This window comes from Candidatus Protochlamydia phocaeensis (assembly GCF_001545115.1).
GTDB classification, from domain to species: domain Bacteria; phylum Chlamydiota; class Chlamydiia; order Chlamydiales; family Parachlamydiaceae; genus Protochlamydia_A; species Protochlamydia_A phocaeensis.
This window is the reverse complement of the sequence record NZ_FCNU01000031.1, coordinates 120,860-137,330: the sequence shown is the minus strand read 5'-3', so window position 1 is coordinate 137,330 and position 16,471 is coordinate 120,860. Positions and strand designations below refer to the sequence as shown.

15 protein-coding genes are annotated in these 16,471 nt (G+C 42.2%); 10 read left to right on the top strand and 5 right to left on the bottom strand.

Annotation, left to right across the window (positions count from 1 at the left end):
* Nucleotides 1-58 precede the first annotated feature (58 nt).
* Nucleotides 59-1,225 (top strand): ATP-grasp domain-containing protein, encoded by a 1,167-nt coding sequence (locus BN3769_RS12320; RefSeq protein ID WP_068471035.1) that lies wholly within the window; start codon nt 59-61, stop codon nt 1,223-1,225.
* A 123-nt stretch (nt 1,226-1,348) separates the two neighbouring features.
* Here the strand turns inward: BN3769_RS12320 and BN3769_RS12315 are convergent, their stop codons facing one another.
* Nucleotides 1,349-2,602, bottom strand: a complete 1,254-nt coding sequence (locus BN3769_RS12315; RefSeq protein WP_068471033.1) for an MFS transporter — start codon at nt 2,600-2,602, stop codon at nt 1,349-1,351.
* A gap of 418 nt (nt 2,603-3,020) precedes the next feature.
* Between BN3769_RS12315 and BN3769_RS12310 the strand changes: the two genes are divergently transcribed.
* The 8 genes from BN3769_RS12310 (at nt 3,021) to BN3769_RS12270 (ending at nt 11,634) form a co-directional block, all read left to right on the top strand.
* Complete coding sequence (locus BN3769_RS12310; protein ID WP_068471031.1) at nt 3,021-3,389, top strand: YidH family protein; 369 nt, start codon at nt 3,021-3,023, stop codon at nt 3,387-3,389.
* A gap of 569 nt (nt 3,390-3,958) precedes the next feature.
* Nucleotides 3,959-4,438: a hypothetical protein gene (locus BN3769_RS12305; RefSeq protein WP_068471029.1), complete on the top strand. Its 480-nt coding sequence runs from the start codon at nt 3,959-3,961 to the stop codon at nt 4,436-4,438.
* A 134-nt stretch (nt 4,439-4,572) separates the two neighbouring features.
* On the top strand, nt 4,573-5,613 hold the full coding sequence (locus BN3769_RS12300) for a TolB family protein (RefSeq protein WP_068471027.1): 1,041 nt from the start codon (nt 4,573-4,575) through the stop codon (nt 5,611-5,613).
* A gap of 10 nt (nt 5,614-5,623) precedes the next feature.
* Nucleotides 5,624-7,060 (top strand): hypothetical protein, encoded by a 1,437-nt coding sequence (locus BN3769_RS12295; RefSeq protein WP_228840695.1) that lies wholly within the window; start codon nt 5,624-5,626, stop codon nt 7,058-7,060.
* A gap of 82 nt (nt 7,061-7,142) precedes the next feature.
* On the top strand, nt 7,143-7,559 hold the full coding sequence (locus BN3769_RS12290) for a hypothetical protein (RefSeq protein ID WP_068471025.1): 417 nt from the start codon (nt 7,143-7,145) through the stop codon (nt 7,557-7,559).
* A 592-nt stretch (nt 7,560-8,151) separates the two neighbouring features.
* A complete protein-coding gene (locus tag BN3769_RS12280; protein ID WP_068471020.1) occupies nt 8,152-9,726 on the top strand; it encodes a Na+/H+ antiporter in 1,575 nt (524 codons plus the stop codon).
* A 211-nt stretch (nt 9,727-9,937) separates the two neighbouring features.
* Nucleotides 9,938-10,756: a helix-turn-helix transcriptional regulator gene (locus tag BN3769_RS12275; protein WP_195155582.1), complete on the top strand. Its 819-nt coding sequence runs from the start codon at nt 9,938-9,940 to the stop codon at nt 10,754-10,756.
* Between the two features lie 65 nt (nt 10,757-10,821).
* On the top strand, nt 10,822-11,634 hold the full coding sequence (locus BN3769_RS12270) for a GNAT family N-acetyltransferase (protein ID WP_068471016.1): 813 nt from the start codon (nt 10,822-10,824) through the stop codon (nt 11,632-11,634).
* A gap of 316 nt (nt 11,635-11,950) precedes the next feature.
* On the opposite strand, the gene BN3769_RS12260 is transcribed toward BN3769_RS12270, so the two are convergent.
* The 3 genes from BN3769_RS12260 to BN3769_RS12250 all read right to left on the bottom strand — a co-directional run bounded on the left by BN3769_RS12260 (nt 11,951) and on the right by BN3769_RS12250 (nt 13,247).
* Nucleotides 11,951-12,181, bottom strand: a complete 231-nt coding sequence (locus BN3769_RS12260; RefSeq protein ID WP_068471012.1) for a YgaP family membrane protein — start codon at nt 12,179-12,181, stop codon at nt 11,951-11,953.
* 54 nt (nt 12,182-12,235) lie between these two features.
* Entirely contained in the window at nt 12,236-12,625 is a 390-nt protein-coding gene (locus BN3769_RS12255) for a hypothetical protein (protein WP_068471011.1), read from the bottom strand.
* 64 nt (nt 12,626-12,689) lie between these two features.
* A complete protein-coding gene (locus BN3769_RS12250) occupies nt 12,690-13,247 on the bottom strand; it encodes a nucleoside-triphosphatase (protein WP_068471009.1) in 558 nt (185 codons plus the stop codon).
* Between the two features lie 124 nt (nt 13,248-13,371).
* On the opposite strand from BN3769_RS12250, the gene BN3769_RS12245 reads away from it, so the two are divergent.
* Nucleotides 13,372-16,254 carry an aconitate hydratase gene (locus BN3769_RS12245; protein WP_068471112.1) on the top strand — a complete coding sequence of 961 codons (2,883 nt, stop codon included), beginning with the start codon at nt 13,372-13,374 and terminating at the stop codon, nt 16,252-16,254.
* A 4-nt stretch (nt 16,255-16,258) separates the two neighbouring features.
* Here the strand turns inward: BN3769_RS12245 and BN3769_RS12240 are convergent, their stop codons facing one another.
* Nucleotides 16,259-16,438 (bottom strand): hypothetical protein, encoded by a 180-nt coding sequence (locus BN3769_RS12240; protein ID WP_068471007.1) that lies wholly within the window; start codon nt 16,436-16,438, stop codon nt 16,259-16,261.
* Between the last annotated feature and the right edge of the window lie 33 nt (nt 16,439-16,471).

Genomic DNA, 16,471 nt, shown 5'->3' with positions numbered 1-16,471 from the left:
ATTTCCCTCTTTATGGTTACAAGACCATATCCAAAAATGAATAGGCCGAATAAAAATCATGAATTCAAAGAAAATTCTCATTACTTCAGGACGTTCTCCAGTCACTCTAGATTTAGCAAGACAATTCCATCAAGCAGGACATGAAGTCTATGTTGCTGAAACCATGCATTTGCATATTTGCCGTTTTTCTAATGCTGTTAAAAAGAGCTTTTTGATTCGTAGTCCTCGGCTTCAGTCAAAAGAATTCATTGAGGATATGGTTGACATTGTCAAAAGAGAAAAGATTGATATGCTCATTCCCATTTATGAAGAAGCGCTTTATCTAGCTCAGGAAAAGCATCGATTCCCTTCTCATTGCCAGGTATTTGTTTCATCTTTTGATTTATTGAATCAATTACATAACAAGTGGCTTTTCAATCTAAAGCTTAAAGAATTGGGGATGGAAGCTCCCGAGACATTTTTAATTAAAAGTTCTGACGATCTTAAAAAATTAGATCCTTCTCGTTCTTATGCTTTAAAGGCTTGTTATTCGCGTGCAGCAATTAATCTTAAGGAATGGACGCTTGGCCAGCCGTTGCCTGCTATTCAAATCGAGCCTCATAATCCTTGGGTTGCTCAAGAATGGCTGCAAGGAAATAAGTATTGTACGTATAGCATTTGCCACCAAGGAGTTGTTCAAGCGCACGCCACTTATCCCGTAGGTTATACTGTCCATGGCAGGGGATGTGTGGCTTTTAAAGCCATCGATTATCAGCCTATTTTGAAATGGATTGAACGATTTGCCAAGCAAACACAATTTACCGGCCAGATCGCTTTTGATTTTATTGAGTTGCCTGGACAACGTTTATTTGCCATTGAATGCAATCCGCGGGCAACAAGCGGAGCCCATTTATTTAGTCCAAGCGATCGGTTAGATAAAGCCTTTTTCAATAACACGTCTTTCCCGATTTATCCTCAAACCGGCTATAGCAAGCAATTGGCCATTGCCATGTTGCTATATGGATGGAAAAAATCTGCTTATCCGGACAACAACATGAAGAAATTCTTGAAAGCCCTTTTTAGCGTAAGAGACATCGTTTTTAATGGGCAAGATATTATGCCGTTTATTACTGAGCCTGTTGTATTTGCCGGCATCTGGATGAATAGCTTGAAGTACAAGCTGACTTTGCCCGCTTTCTTCATGTATGATTATGAGTGGAATGGGGAAATGAGCCAGAAAATCTAGAGGATGGCTTGCTGCTTTTATTCCTATGCTTCCTTAAAGCAGTTCGATCCAATTTGATTGCCTATTCATTCATGCCATGGCTTACCCAAGAAAATCAGCTGGACTGCATAGCTGAAATTTAGGTTAAGGCTCGGAAATGGCATGGTTCTTGGTTTCCGGCATGAGGATCAGAAAAAATAATACTCCCACGATTCCGATGCCGGCAAGGGCTAAAAAAGCTGCGTTAAAACCGAGCGATTTAGCCACGAATCCAGCGAATACATTGCTTAAAGAAAAACCGATGCTGGTCGATAAAGACCCTAGGCCTTGCAAAAAATTGAATCGTCCGGTTCCTATAGCAAGATCCGAGTTAATAACAGTTCCAATGACACCTAGAATGCCCGCAGCAGTTCCGTCTAAAATTTGAATGGCTAGCAAGAGATAGGCATTATCCGTCACTGTATAGAGAAAGGCCCTGATAGGCAAAATAATAAACGCAGTGAGAAAGATCTGCTTTCGGCCAAAGCGATAGACGACGTGGCTCATGATATAGGCGACAAGGATCATGACAAGTTCTGCAATAATCATACAGGCGGCTAAGAAAAAAGCCCCGCTGCCAGGATAATTATGAGCTAATAGCTGGCCCACTAACGCTATTTGGGCTCCATTCGTCATATAGTAGAGAATCATGGACGCATTAAAGATTAGCACGGCTTTTCGCCTTAATAAGGCTTTTAATGGAGTCGGTTTGGGGATTTGAGACTGAAGGGGAGATTCAATCAGTTCTCGTGCCACATTATGATCAATTTCTTTGGGGCGGATAAAAGAGAGGGAAATTAAGCTTAAGAGTCCTAAAATGATCACAGTATAGAAAATCCACTGGTAACCCAGAAGATAGCCCAGTAAGCCGGCTGAAAAGGCCGTAAAAACATTGCCTGCATGATTCCACATTTCATTTTGGCTAGCCCGTTTAGGAAGCATGCGCCTGCCAAAAAGTCCAAGAGTAATTCCTCCAATAGTGGGAGGAATCATAGCAATTGCTATCCCCATTACCAACTGGGCACTAATAATTATGCCAAATGTCGGATGATTTAAAATCAAAATGCATCCGCTCATAATCAATAAACAAGAAAGAGCAATGAGGAAGCGTTTATACTTTGTTGTATCGACAAGTAATCCGGCAGGGGTTTGGGCAATCGCTGAGGAAACATCTGTCATGGCAAGCGTTATACCGATGCGGGCAGCATCCCATTTTAAGCTGCCTTCTAAATAAATAGAGAGCAAGGGGCCTACGCCATGGCGTACATCAGAAATAAAGAAAAGCAGGCTGTTTAAGCCCCTTATTGTTCGCTTGGAAGGGGCTGGATCAGGTTTAACAGGGGTAGAAGATGTCTGCATGCCTAACCTTCAATAGGAGGGCCATTAAAAATTACTCTAACAAATGCTTTTCCTTTTTCCTATCTATTTAGCAATAAATTAAATAAATTTTTAACGAACCAAACAGGGCATCGCGCAGAAATTTTGCCTATTTCTCACAGGCTAGCCAGCCAATAAAACTCAAAATCGCCTATGGAATTCAGCTTATTGTGCGCGTTCTGATTTATTTGATTCATAATTATCGCGAAAATTAACTTTAGAGAATGTATTAAAATTGCTAATGGCCGGATTTGAATGCTTTTTCCCTGGTCAAGTAGGGAAAAGACGCGAATCTAAGCCATTAGGGGGCATACGCCTTCTTATAGAACGTATAGTAAAGAATTAAATAAAATTGGAGTGTTCTGTTTTCATTTGGTTATACAGTTAATTAGAGGAGATTATGGAGCAGACTGAACGAGATATTTTAGCAAAAGAGCGTACAATGCTAGCAAGTGAACGCACGCTCCTAGCTGCAGAGAGAACATTCTCAGCTTGGATTCGCACAGGTCTTGCCGGAATGGCAGGAGGATTTGCGATTGTCCGTCTAATTAGTTTTCAAAGTTTTCTTCACAAAATCATCGCCAATTTCGCCGGAGGATTTTTAATTGTATGGGGAATAGCCGTCTTTCTCTTTGCTTTGAAAAGATATAGAAAGAGCGTAGAAAAACTGGAGGAGACGACAGGTCATTCCGTTCCCATATGGGGAGTGGCTGTTATGATTTCTTGTTTAGTTTTCATTTCTCTACTTTTGCTCTTTATAGTCATTTAAGAAACCATCCTCAACCTCAAGATTTCTAATTAAGATAATTAAATCTGTTGTTAAACAGGAATCTCTAGGCCATCAACAGTTTTAAGGGATCTTCTAAGATGGGTGCGGTTAAACCTTTTCCAGAATCCCTCTTAGCTGTGCTATCTCTCAGGCAAACCCTAGACTCTTTGTTAGGGTTGTCATTAATGAATGATCAAGGTCGGCGGTGGATGGCAAGGGCAATTCGATAGTCTTTAATAAATTAAAAATAAATGATTGCTTTTGATCGGTATGGGAGAAAAGAAAAGTTTAAATTTTATTTTGATATTCAAGTGAGCATCCTTTATATTCAAATTAATCTTGGTTTCTAACCTTTTCAGGCTTATTAAGAAAAGCTAGCGAGAGAGTGGAAGGAATGCCAACCATTTAGAGAGTGTGTTAAAACCGCCAATGGCCTAATTCGAGGGTTTTCCCTATTTGGGCCTTCTCCTAGGGATAAAATAATCTTAAATATAGGCGATGATGAGCTTTAATACGCCCTCTTAGAGATCGGGGACAGTCTTTTAGAACCACTAAACAAAGGAGTTGTTATGATTCAGTTTTTGAAAACCGGGGTTAAAAAAACACTAGCCTGCAGTTTACTTCTTCTTCCTTTTGCTCTTTTTGCGGATCATCATGGTGGAGATGGGGGACATGGAGGGGGATGGAGTGGCAGCAGACAAGGGCAGGCCAATACTACCTATAATCAAGGAAACGCTAATAGGCAATTTAATGCTGTAGATAGACAGCAATACACAAGCGGCTCCCAACAATGGAATGGCTATCATGGCCATTGGGATGGTTATGATCATGGAGACCACTGGAATGACCATCATGGATATTACTATCATCCTCATGATCATTATTACAACAACTATTATTACTACTCTGCTCCAGCCCCTTATTATTACTATAGTTCTTACGGCGATCCTTATGCCGATTTTTATTATGGCTATCCTTATGCTAATTATTATTATGGCCAGCCCTATGAGGGGCCAAATGCAGGAGTGTATTTCCAATTTGGTGGATAATATTTTCTTTTACTCAAGGTGGAGAGCTCAGCTTTCCACCTTGAATGCCTTCATTTCTTTTTTCAGCGCATATTGACAAAAAAAAATTAACGGAAGAATGTCAAAAGCATTTCATTTAACAAGAGATGCTTTTTATGTTTATTCGCATTGTTTTTTGTTGTTTCACTCTTTCCTGTTCTCTTTTTTTTCAGCAAGCCTATGCAAACTTGGAGATTTTTGATACTCGCTTAGAGAGTCCTTATTTAAGTGTTATTAAGCAACTGACCTTTCCGGAAATGGGATTCGAAAAAGCTGGCGAAGGCTATTTTTCTCCTGATGGCAGAACGATTATTTTCCAAGCCGTTCCTGTCGGGCAAAAGCATTATCAAATCTATACCATGGATCTAGAAGAGGGTATTCCTCGCATGGTCAGTACAGGCAAGGGAGCGTGCACCTGTGCGTTTTTCAGGCCGGATGGAAAGAAAATTCTCTTTGCATCGAGCCATTCAGATCCCTTTTTGGATGATCCTAATTATGCACTATCTGTGCCGGGTTATAATCGCAAAGGAGAAGATTATAAATGGGATTTTACTCCCTATATGAATATTTATGAGGCAGATCCGGACGGGTCAAATTTGAAAGCTCTAACAGAAGGGCCTTTTTATCACGCTGAATGCGCCTATTCCCCTGATGGATTGCGTATTGTCTTCGCCAGCAATCGGGAGGGAAGTATGAATATTTATACCATGAAAGCTGACGGGACAGATAGGCAACAGGTGACCCATACTGTAGATTGCTATAATGGCGGATCGTTTTTTTCTCCTGATGGCACACAGATTATTTTCCGGGCCGATCGAGAGAAACCGCACTATTTACAAGTATTTGTCATCAATGCTGATGGATCCGACGAGCGTCAGTTAACAGACAATCACGCGGTCAATTGGGCTCCCTATTGGCACCCGAATGGCAAGGTGATTGCTTTTACCACTTCTCTTCACGGGCATGCCCATTATGAAATCTATTTGCTTAATATCTTTACAGGAGCAAGCCATCGATTGACCCATCATTCCAAATTCGATGGGCTTCCAGTTTTCAGTCCGGATGGGACAAAAATCATGTGGACATCTAAACGTGGCCCCGATCAGACAAGCCAGCTCTTTTTGGCAAACTTTATTCTTCCCCAACACCTTAATTAATGGAAAAACTATGAAAACTTTATTTAAGCGTATTACGTGCTGTCTACTTTTAGCCGCGTTAAGCAATACGACAACTATGTGCGCTGATAATCAGACACCAACAGTCAGTCCTATTTTTTCTGAACAGGGCCTGCCTTTCCGCGTGCAAATAGAGCTTGCCGACTTCAATTTGCCTACAGGGCTTCAATCCTATGTATCAGCTATTTATAAAGATAAATGGCTATTGCTCGCTGGTCGTGCGAATGGTTTGCATGGCTTTAGCGATACAAATGATAATTTTCCTCCTTTACAGCAGAATCGAGTGGTTTATGTCGTTGACCCGATCAGAAAGACTGTGGCCTACCGTTCCCTAGAAGGCCCCGGCTCGGGCCTTACTTTGCAACAGATCGATCTTCTGTCAGTGACGAGTGCGCAATCTTATCAGGTTAAGAATACCTTATATATAACCGGCGGCTATGGGGTTGACCAAGAGAATGGAAATTTCTCTACAAAGCCCTTTTTGACCGCAATTGATGTGCCCGGATTGATGCATTGGGTAATTAATCCCGCTCCCGGCGAGAAAGCTGCCCAATACGTGCGGCATCTTTTTAATCCGCTTTTTCAAGTTTGTGGCGGTTACATGACACAGATGCAAAACCAGCCTTTTTTACTTGTTTTTGGGCAAAACTTTCAAGGCTTCTACAATTCCAATTCCAATGGAATGTATAGCCAGCAGGTACGCAGATTTTATCTGCTTGATGATGGAGATTCCCTGGCTGTGCTTCCTCAAGATCCAAAACCCAGTTTTCCGAATCCCCATTTTAGGCGCAGGGATTTAAATGTGGTCCCCATTGTTAAGAGCAAGCATGGATATTTATCTCCGGCGCTTATCGCTTTTTCGGGCGTTTTCACCGTAACAGGAGGTGTCTGGAACGTGCCTGTTGAAATCAGCGCCGCTGGTACGCCCGTCATGGCTGATCCCGCTTTGCCTGATACATTTAAGCAGGGAATGAACAATTATAATTGTCCAACTATTGGATTATTCTCCAAAAGAAGCCGCGACATGTATACCATTTTTTTAGGAGGGATCAGCTACGGATTTTTTTCCAATGGACAATTTGAAACGGACTCGGAAGTGCCTTTTATCAACCAAGTTACAACGATTAAAATCGACCGTGCAGGCAACTATACTCAGCATTTAATGGATGCGGAATATCCCCTTATTCGCTCTTTGTTCGTCAATACGGGCAATCCGTTTTTATTCGGAGCAAGCGCTCAGTTCTTTCCTGCCGATGGCCTTCCGCAATATCGAAATGGAGTCTTGAAGTTAGATAAGCTAGATCGGCCGCAAGTGATAGGACATATCGTAGGAGGGATCGCAAGTACGCTGCCAAATACGGAAACACGCTTGGACAGTACGGCTTCTCCTTATATTTTTAAAGTCACGCTTATACCAGTATCTGACTAAATCAGAAGCCTTTAGTTAAGGGGGATGAGAATAATTTATCGACATGCTAGCATGAGCTCTTGAACTCAAAGAAGGAGTCTATATGCAGATTTCATTCTCATTCCCTATACCGCCAGGAGCAGCCATATATGGCCTTCAGCTGGCCTATCGTAGATATTCCCAGCATAAGGCCTATCAGGTCAGCCAGCAGGTCCTCGCAGGGCAAGGTCCTTATTTTAATGGAACACGCTGTCGTTTTTATAGTTTGCGACTAGATCTTTCCGATACGGGCTTTCCAGCCACAGAGGAAAAAGAAGAGAACAAGCAAAAAAAAGCTGCAGAAAAAGCGCATTGCCAGCAAAAGTCGCTTTTTATTCAACAACAAGATGCCCAAGACTTCTTTCATCAAGCCATTAAACATAATTGGCTTGCCGGGATTCAATATCATGGAAAGGAAGTCATTAGGCTTACGCAAGAGCTTGTAAAAGAGAGCGGAAAAAAGGAAAAAGAAAAGAGCTGAGCACAGGGTGGCTTTACGGAGCCGTCTTGATTAAATTAGAGGATGGCATCCTTTGGAAGGCTTAATCCGTTTCCTGTGCTTGCAATCAAACAGGCACTTTTCTCCTCAGGGACACGGTAGACTCTAAGGGGATTAAGCAAGTAATTAAAAGCAGGCCAGGCAATGGAAAAACTGCTGCTTTTTAACCAAACTAAGGTATCTTCAAATAAAGCAGGGGAAAAGGCTGCGCTAGAGCAGAACAAGCAAGAAGAGGCAAGGCCACAGCACTTTCTACAATCGCTCCCAAAGCGATCAAGGTATAGCTACATTGAGCTTTTATTTTTTTGATGGCGACTTAATGTCATTCCCATTATCAAGCTGCTAGATAAGTTATCGATAGATTTTTGAAGAGATGCTCGGAGATTATTAGAGAAGGTATTAGAAACGCTAGCGACCTAGATTCGAGTTCTTTTTTCCTGTAAACTTCGTTCTAAGGGAAAATAATCGCAACTATCGATAGCCTAAAATATTGTTCTCTATTTATCCAAAGCAGCAGCTTTTCTTAATGCACGTTGACGGCAATCTTTAGAATTAATTAAGGCAATGAGGCAACATGGAAAATTTCCAAACGCTTGTTTGGTTAATGGGGACTGCTATGGCGTTAGTGGGCATTGCGCAGTTCTTTAAGTTTCCTTATCCCCCTGTCTTAATTTTTGGAGGAGCTGCTATTGGATTTATTCCACAGGTCAGTGCTCTTTCCATTGATCCGAATTTGATTTTAATCGTAGTGCTTCCTCCGATTTTATATCATGCTGCCTATAGCCTGGCATTTGGAGAATTTAAGCGTCATATCATAGAAATTTCTTCCCTTGCGCTTGGGCTTGTTGCAGCAACGACGCTTGTTGTAGCTGTGTTATTCAAATGGCTTTTCCCTCAATTTCCTTGGGCGCTTGCTTTTGCTTTTGGAGCAATTATTTCTCCGCCGGATGCTGTTGCCGCCATTGCTATTCTTAAGCGTTTTCGAATTAAGACAAAGCTCATTACCCTATTGGAAGGGGAAAGCTTGATCAATGATGCGTCTGGCTTAGTTCTTTATCGTTTAGCCGTTATTGCGCTTTTATCAAGCTCTTTTTCATTGAATCAAGCGAGTGTAGAATTTATTAAAGTCGTTTTTGGAGGGACGATCATTGGATTTGTTTTAGGATATGGCCTACATTGGTTTTCCAGTCACTTTTTTGGTTCGGTGATGGCTGCTGTTTTTTCTTTTGCCATTCCCTATATTCTTTATCTTGTTGCCGATTATTTAGCTGTGTCGGGGGTATTAGCTGTCGTCATTGGAGGGTTGATCGGATCCCGTCTGTTTAAGACGCATTTCTCTTCTTTAACACGTGTGATTAGCTTAGCTGGATGGGATATTTTTATTATTATTCTAAATTGTTTTGTTTTTATGCTCATCGGTTCGCAATTTGGGGCTGCCGCCAGGCAAATGCCTCTCGATCGATTGATTATTTACTCCGGTTATGGCCTTCTAATCACCTGTATTACCATTTTGGTTCGCATGGTGTGGATTTATACAAATGAAGCCATTCAATATGCGCTTAAAAAAGAAATGGCTAGGCTGGCAGCAAAGAAGCATATATTAAAAGATACCACTTTATTGAGTTGGGCAGGCATGCGTGGAATTGTATCTCTAACAGCAGTGCTTGCTTTGCCTTTCTATCTTCCTAATGGAGCCTTAGTGCCAGGCAGGGAAGAAGTGGTTTTTATTACTTTTATCGTTATTTTTCTCACTCTTCTAATTCCAAGCCTCTCGTTACACGCCCTTATTCAATGGCTAAAGATCACTCCCGAGGAAAGCGAAGAGGTGGTTCGGCGAGTGCGCCAGCACTTAGCCCGCGTTGCGGAAAAAGAATTGCATCATCAATATGCGCAAAAGCGGATTGGTGAGAACGAGTATTTCTTTCTTTTAACTTATTTCAATACCCGTTACCGCATTTTTGAAATCTCTTCCCACATGGAATCCAATTTTCATTCTATAGAATGGGTTAGGCGCGACATTTTGCGCATCCAGCGTATCCATCTCATAGAGATGTGGGAAAGGCATGAAATTGAAGACGGATTATTAAATCTGCTTGAGAGAGAATTGGATATTGAAGAGACACAGGTAGCGCGCGCGGAATTAAAATGAAATAAAGAATATTTATAAATCTTTGCTTTTCTTTTGTTTATAAAAAAATAAACCGAAGTTTTGCTTGGCAGACCTCTTCTAAGAAGCTGTATTAACTCCATAAATTATATTTGAGATTATTTTCTTCTAGGAGAAAAGAACTCGAATCTAGATGATTGACCTGAGTTTAGAGTTTTTCCCATCTTTAATTTTTTTATTTTATTAAATGGCTATGGTTAAGTCTGTAGAGAATTATGTCGAACGCTATATCAAGCGCTACCATCATAAAATTAAGCAGGTATGCGAGCCTCTCAAGCAGGCTTTTGGAATCAATTACTTTACGTATCATTCTCTTACTTCGGATGGATATTGGCGCCCTTTGGTAAGCCGTCCTGATTGGGCTGACCATTATACTCATCAAGAGCTATATCTCTTAGATCCCTTGATGCTGCAGCCGAGCTGCTATCAGACAGGAGCCTTATTTTGGACGCATTATGTTCAAAAGGAAGAGCAAATAACCGCCCTTAAATATGCTAAAGAAAATTTTGACATGTCGCATGGATTTTGCTTAATTGAGAGGCAAAAAGAGCGATGTGAATTTTTTGGTTTTAATGCCCCTGCCAGCCATGAGAAAATCTATTCAACCTATTTGAATGACCAAGCATTGCTTAAGAAGTTTTGTCAATTTTTCAAAGAGGAACTCCTTCCTATTTTGAATATGGCGGAAGCTGATCCAATCGATTTATTTCAATTAAAGGGGACAGCCTTTCGCGCGGAAGATTCTCCTTTTGAGCAGCCTAGCCCTGCTAAGGATCTATTTTTAAATTTTATCCGCGCCAAACCTTCTATTCAACTCTCAAGGCGGGAAAAAGAATGCTTGAACCATTATAGTGATGAAATGCGCATGCAAGATGTCGCCGAAAAGCTTGGATTATCTGTCCGCACTGTAGAGTCTTATCTTAACCATATTAAAAACAAGCTGAACTGCGCTAATAAAAAGGAATTGATTGCCAAAGGCCATGAATTGCGGTCTTTAGGCCTGTTACAGTAACAACTACCGTATTTTCCCTCTTTTCTACTGAGTAGAATGAACAGTCTCATCAAAAGGAGGAAAATATGCATCAATATGACGCTCTGCAATGTATTCTTAAAGGCCGTCAGGAATTTTTTGGATCAAAAGCTGAATACCGGTCATTTCCCAAAGCCGATTTTAATGAATGTCTAGACTATACAATCTGCTTTTCCGGAACAGAAGGGGCTGTTTCCAATGCTGTCTGGCAGCATTCAGACCAGATCAGCAGACAGAAGGCCCAGCAAATTTTAGTGGCTGTTGAGAAAAAAGGCTTGCCATTTTTTTGGTGGGGAGCTCCTCAGTTATTAGGCAAAGCCGGGCATTCGCCAAACCCATCATCTGAATTGTCGAATTGGTTTGTTCAAAAGAATATGCAGCCAAGCGGAATGCTGCGAGGCATTTGCGCTTCTTTAGACCGGCCTCTATTGCCCGCTGTCAGCCTTTCTTCAATTCACATTCGCCGGGTCGATTCTCAGACCGAGTTGAAGCAATTTTGCACGTTGATCTTTTCCCTCTTCGGCTTTTCTTCAGCAGTCATTGAACAGCTCTATCAGATCACAAATCGAGCGACACAAGCAGGCAAGGAAATCCATTATTTAGCTTACGAAAACGAGACGCCAGTCGCAGGATTGACATTGGCAATGGGGAAAATGGCGGGAATTTGGAATATGGGAACGCATCCTAGCCATCGGCATCATGGTATAGGAGCAGCCTTGATCCAAACCGCTCTTAAAGAAGCTAAAAAGAGGGAATATCAGTCCATCATGGCTATTTTGATGGAAAATGAATTGATGCGTTTATGGAGCCAATTCCATTTTCAGGAAATTTGCCAGTTCCCCTTTTATATTCATTCTTAGCTATTGCTGAAATCCAGGAGCCGTTCGGCTCCCGGCCCATTTATTTAATCTTAAAGAACTCCAAATTCAAGTTAAAAATACAGCTTAAAGGCATTGATCAATTTATGTTTGCTGGCAAAGCAGCCTAGTCTTCCCATTTCTTGGCTGCCTTTTATAAAAGGGCAGCCGGAAATCCCGCAATCTTATACAGGTTCAATAAATCTTCTTCCTCTGCATTTAAATAGCAATGCGATAAAAATGGCCATCACCTTTATCAAGCTCATCCACGATGAATACATCAAAAGCAGAGCGAAAAGATAAGGGAGTGGTTTGAGAATCACTGATCTTCAAAAGAGCGATCAACTGGCGGTTCTCTTGTTGAAGGAAGCGGGCAGGTATTTTTTCCTATCAGCTGATAGAAAATGCACCAGCCTGCAAGGGATTCATATAAAGTAAATAAGGCAAGCGCTAGGACAATCCAACTGGGGAGCCACCAAGCAAAAAAGAAAAGGACAAGCGAAATGAGAAGACGAATAACACGGTCTGGAGTCCCGATATTTTTTTTCATGGTGATTCCTTTTTATTCATTCCATCGATTTTAAATAATTTTTTTATCAAGCTTTTATTGTCTTATGGCAAAGAAACCATGATAAATGAAATAAATACCTAACAAAAGGACAATAGTCCAAATGAACCAATAAGCGTTAGAGAATACCTTTAGATCAAACGTTTTCATGCTTTCGGGAAAAGAGAGGCGGATAATGCCGGCCACGATGCCCAGATAACCCAAAAAGGTGATCACTCCTCGCCAATCCCATTCCCATATGGGATGAATAAGAACAATGGCTAATCCAAAGAGAAGTTTGGAAATTCCAGAAAGGGCCATTAATCCTGGATGAGTGAAGAGATGATTGATAGCAGGTTCTACCTGGTTTCTTCTCGATAAGCCAATGAGACCTATAATCAAGAAATAAAGGCCGAAATATTTAGCAAAAAATAAGGAAATATCCATTTTGACCTCATTTTGTGTGTATGATCATGAGTTGTTTTAATACAGTCTCTTTTAGCGGTATTAACTATCCCTCTTGGTTTGAAATGATTTTTTTAATTTGTAGATAGCATTCTTCTCGATTAGGAACTGTAAGCTTGAAAATGCCAACATCCTCTCGAGCTTTGATCAGGCGGGTAAAAGGGCTATCGTGCCAACGGATGGAGGCTAATACGCGTTTATGACTATCCAGCGATTTTAATAAAAGTTTTTTTAAATCCTCGCTTTGTTCTTCCATTTTTCCAATTTCGTCAACGAGGATCCATTCTTTATTTACATCTTGCAAAGCGGATAGAAGAGCGGGAACGGCCAAGTGATCCAGCACTTCTATATGAATGCCGTAGCGGCCTAGCCGATAAGGACTTGAAATATCGACTTCTGCCAGCATGCCTGTTTGTCCGTCTAACGTCTGCAGGCGGAAGCCCGAGCGGCCGCGGATGCCTTCGCCTTGGACTTCCTCGGTAAAAAATCCCCCCGCTCGCGGGCCAAGCCATGAGGCGCAACATTTGATAAGGCTGGATTTGCCGACACGCGGGCGTCCTGTAATGAGGATGTTCTTACTTTTATTAGTCGGGAAATTTATCATTGAAATCCATCCCCTCATATTTCCTACTTATTCATGCAAATGCCATTTATCTGAAAAAAGAAAAAGCATAGAATGCGGATTTAAAAGAATTTTTACAAAAGATTTTATTTATCAAGGGGACGTTATGCCATTATTTATCAATCCCTTTCATACCTTGCAAACGCTTGAGGGAAAAACAGAGCGCTATCATTATTACTCGTTGCCTGAACTGGAAAAGCAAGGAGTGGGGAATATCCGACGCCTTCCTGTGTCTATCCGCATTATGTTGGAATCTCTCTTGCGCAATTGTGATGGGAAGCTCGTCAAGGAAGAAGATGTCGTTCGGTTGGCTAAATGGAGTGCTGTAAAGCCCCCAGATGGCGATGTCCCTTTTGTCGTCTCGCGCGTCATCTTGCAGGATTTTACGGGCGTTCCTTTACTTGTCGACTTAGCAGCAATGCGTGATGCCGTTGCTGCTCAAGGATTTGATCCGGGCATCATCGAACCCCAAGTGCCTGTCGACTTAGTCATTGACCATTCAGTCCAAGTTGACCGGGCAGGAACGGACGATGCTTTTCTTTTCAATTTAAAGATTGAATTCCAGCGCAATCGTGAACGCTATTCCTTCCTAAAATGGGGACAGCAAGCCTATAAGACCTTTAAAGTCATTCCGCCCGGAATTGGAATTGTACACCAGGTCAATTTAGAATACATTGCTTCTGTCGTGACGGTAAAGCAGCAAAATGGTCATTATCTTGTTTATCCCGACACATTGGTTGGAACAGATTCGCATACCACTATGATCAATGGACTGGGTGTAGTCGGTTGGGGCGTGGGGGGGATTGAAGCTGAAGCGGCGATGCTAGGGCAGCCTGTTTTTCTGCAAATGCCCGAAGTCATTGGCGTGCATTTGAGCGGAAACTTGCAAGAAGGAGTAACGGCAACAGATCTGACGCTGCGCATTACGGAAATGCTGCGCAAAGAAAAAGTGGTGGGAAAATTTATTGAATTTTTTGGAGAAGGAGCGGCTAGCCTAACGGTGGCCGATCGAGCGACGATCGGCAATATGGCGCCCGAATATGGAGCCACCATGGGATTCTTTCCGGTGGATGATAAAACCCTCGATTATTTGAGAATGACAGGCCGTGAAGAGAAGCATGTTCAACTTGTGCGAGACTATTTAGAAGCTCAGCAACTGTTCGGCATTCCTAGAAAAGGAGAGGTGGACTTTACCAAAGTCTTAGAGCTGGATTTAAGCGAAATCCGCCCTTGCGTGTCAGGCCCAAAACGTCCACAGGACCGCATCGACTTAATTGCTGTCAAAGAACGGTTTCAGGAATTGCTTGCGGCTCCTATCTCAGCCGGTGGATATGAAAAATCGCCCACAGATCTTCTGCCTAAAGTTTCTGTTCATTCGGATGGATCTTTCATCCTCTCCCATCCGCATGAATGGGGAGGAACCGAGTCTCTATTAGAAAAAGATGCTCATCCGCAAAGCTGGGGAGAGGTCGAAATGGTGACAAATAGGCCTTATAATCCTCCTGTCATCAATCCCGGTTATTCAGAAATTGTTCCTTCCGATCTTATGTTGCGACACGGATCCATTGTCATTGCAGCGATTACTAGCTGCACGAATACGAGCAATCCAAGCGTTATGATAGCGGCAGGTTTGCTAGCGAAAAAAGCCGTTGAAAAAGGACTTGGAATCAATCCTTTAGTCAAAACGAGCTTGGCGCCAGGTTCGCGCATTGTCACGGATTATTTAGATAACACGGGCCTTCAAAATTACTTAAACGCGCTTGGATTTCAATTAGTCGCCTATGGCTGTACGACGTGTATTGGCAATAGCGGACCATTGGATGAAACCCTTGAAAAGGCCATTAAGGACTATGATATCATCACAGCCAGCGTGCTGAGCGGCAACCGCAATTTTGAGGCGCGCATCCATGGCGCCGTTAAAGCGAATTTCCTCATGTCCCCTCCTTTGGTTATCGCCTATGCAATTGCCGGACGTATTGATATTGATTTGGATAAAGAGCCTTTGGGGGTAGATCAAGCAGGCCATCCTGTCTTTTTAAAGGATATTTGGCCTTCTTCTCAAGAAATTGAAGAGGCGATTCAGCGGGGATTGCGGCCAGAGATGTTCAAGACGCGTTATTCCCATATCTTGGAAGACAATCCCGTTTGGAAAGAAATCATCACTCGCGAGGGCGCTCAGTATGATTGGGAGATTGCCAGCACCTATATTCAACAACCTCCTTATTTTGAAGGATTTACTTTAGAGCCTCCCAAACAGAAAGAACTTAAGCGCATGCGGGTTCTGGCCTTATTTGGCGATTCGGTGACAACAGACCACATCTCACCGGCCGGATCTTTTAAAGCGGATTCTCCAGCAGGTAAATATCTGCTTTCCTTGGGAGTAAAAGAAAGAGAATTTAACAGCTATGGAAGTAGAAGGGGAAATCACCTGGTTATGATGCGTGGAACTTTTGCGAACGTGCGCTTGCGCAATAAGCTGGCAGGCGATAAAGAGGGCGGGTATACACGCTTAATGCCGGACAATAAGGAAATGGCGATTTTCGACGCTTGCCAAATTTATAGCGAAAGAAAAGTTCCCCTCATTGTTTTTGCAGGGAAAGACTATGGAATGGGCAGCTCGCGTGATTGGGCGGCTAAGGGGTCGGCTCTTTTAGGGGTCCGAGCCGTCGTTGCGCGCAGTTTTGAACGCATTCACCGCAGCAATTTAATCGGAATGGGCGTTCTACCGTTGGAATTTAAAGATGATCAAAGCTGGGAGTCTTTGGGAATTACAGGAGAAGAGCAGTTTTCTATCTTAGGCCTTGAAAACGGACTTCATCCCAATCAAGACCTTATTCTTGAAATTGAGCGCAAGCAAGGAAAAGAGCAGATAGCGGTCATTGCCCGGTTAGATACGGCAATTGAAGTAGACTATTATCACCAAGGCGGTATTCTGCCTTATGTGCTGCGTCAAATTTTAGCTTCCACTGAGGAAAAGGAGGACAAGTAAGAGGTCAGCGGCTATGAACGTCTCGTTGCAGCTCTCGAACGTCTTTGCGAAGCTCTTCAATGGATTGCTCGATGGAATCAAAACGTGCATTTCTTTCCTTGGTTTGCTGAAAAGAAAGGATGAAATAAATTAAAAAGGAAATGACTAAAATAAGGATCAATTTGGCACTAGAAATTTGATTCATTGTTGATACCCTAAAAGAATTCGATAAATGTAT

Excerpts from the sequence above, each read along its gene's own strand:
- BN3769_RS12320 (WP_068471035.1), top strand. The coding sequence starts at position 59 with ATGAATTCAAAGAAAATTCTCATTACTTCAGGACGTTCTCCAGTCACT.
- BN3769_RS12315 (WP_068471033.1), bottom strand. The coding sequence starts at position 2,602 with ATGCAGACATCTTCTACCCCTGTTAAACCTGATCCAGCCCCTTCCAAG.
- BN3769_RS12310 (WP_068471031.1), top strand. The coding sequence starts at position 3,021 with ATGGAGCAGACTGAACGAGATATTTTAGCAAAAGAGCGTACAATGCTA.
- BN3769_RS12305 (WP_068471029.1), top strand. The coding sequence starts at position 3,959 with ATGATTCAGTTTTTGAAAACCGGGGTTAAAAAAACACTAGCCTGCAGT.
- BN3769_RS12300 (WP_068471027.1), top strand. The coding sequence starts at position 4,573 with ATGTTTATTCGCATTGTTTTTTGTTGTTTCACTCTTTCCTGTTCTCTT.
- BN3769_RS12295 (WP_228840695.1), top strand. The coding sequence starts at position 5,624 with ATGAAAACTTTATTTAAGCGTATTACGTGCTGTCTACTTTTAGCCGCG.
- BN3769_RS12290 (WP_068471025.1), top strand. The coding sequence starts at position 7,143 with ATGCAGATTTCATTCTCATTCCCTATACCGCCAGGAGCAGCCATATAT.
- BN3769_RS12280 (WP_068471020.1), top strand. The coding sequence starts at position 8,152 with ATGGAAAATTTCCAAACGCTTGTTTGGTTAATGGGGACTGCTATGGCG.
- BN3769_RS12275 (WP_195155582.1), top strand. The coding sequence starts at position 9,938 with ATGGTTAAGTCTGTAGAGAATTATGTCGAACGCTATATCAAGCGCTAC.
- BN3769_RS12270 (WP_068471016.1), top strand. The coding sequence starts at position 10,822 with ATGCATCAATATGACGCTCTGCAATGTATTCTTAAAGGCCGTCAGGAA.
- BN3769_RS12260 (WP_068471012.1), bottom strand. The coding sequence starts at position 12,181 with ATGAAAAAAAATATCGGGACTCCAGACCGTGTTATTCGTCTTCTCATT.
- BN3769_RS12255 (WP_068471011.1), bottom strand. The coding sequence starts at position 12,625 with ATGGATATTTCCTTATTTTTTGCTAAATATTTCGGCCTTTATTTCTTG.
- BN3769_RS12250 (WP_068471009.1), bottom strand. The coding sequence starts at position 13,247 with ATGATAAATTTCCCGACTAATAAAAGTAAGAACATCCTCATTACAGGA.
- BN3769_RS12245 (WP_068471112.1), top strand. The coding sequence starts at position 13,372 with ATGCCATTATTTATCAATCCCTTTCATACCTTGCAAACGCTTGAGGGA.
- BN3769_RS12240 (WP_068471007.1), bottom strand. The coding sequence starts at position 16,438 with ATGAATCAAATTTCTAGTGCCAAATTGATCCTTATTTTAGTCATTTCC.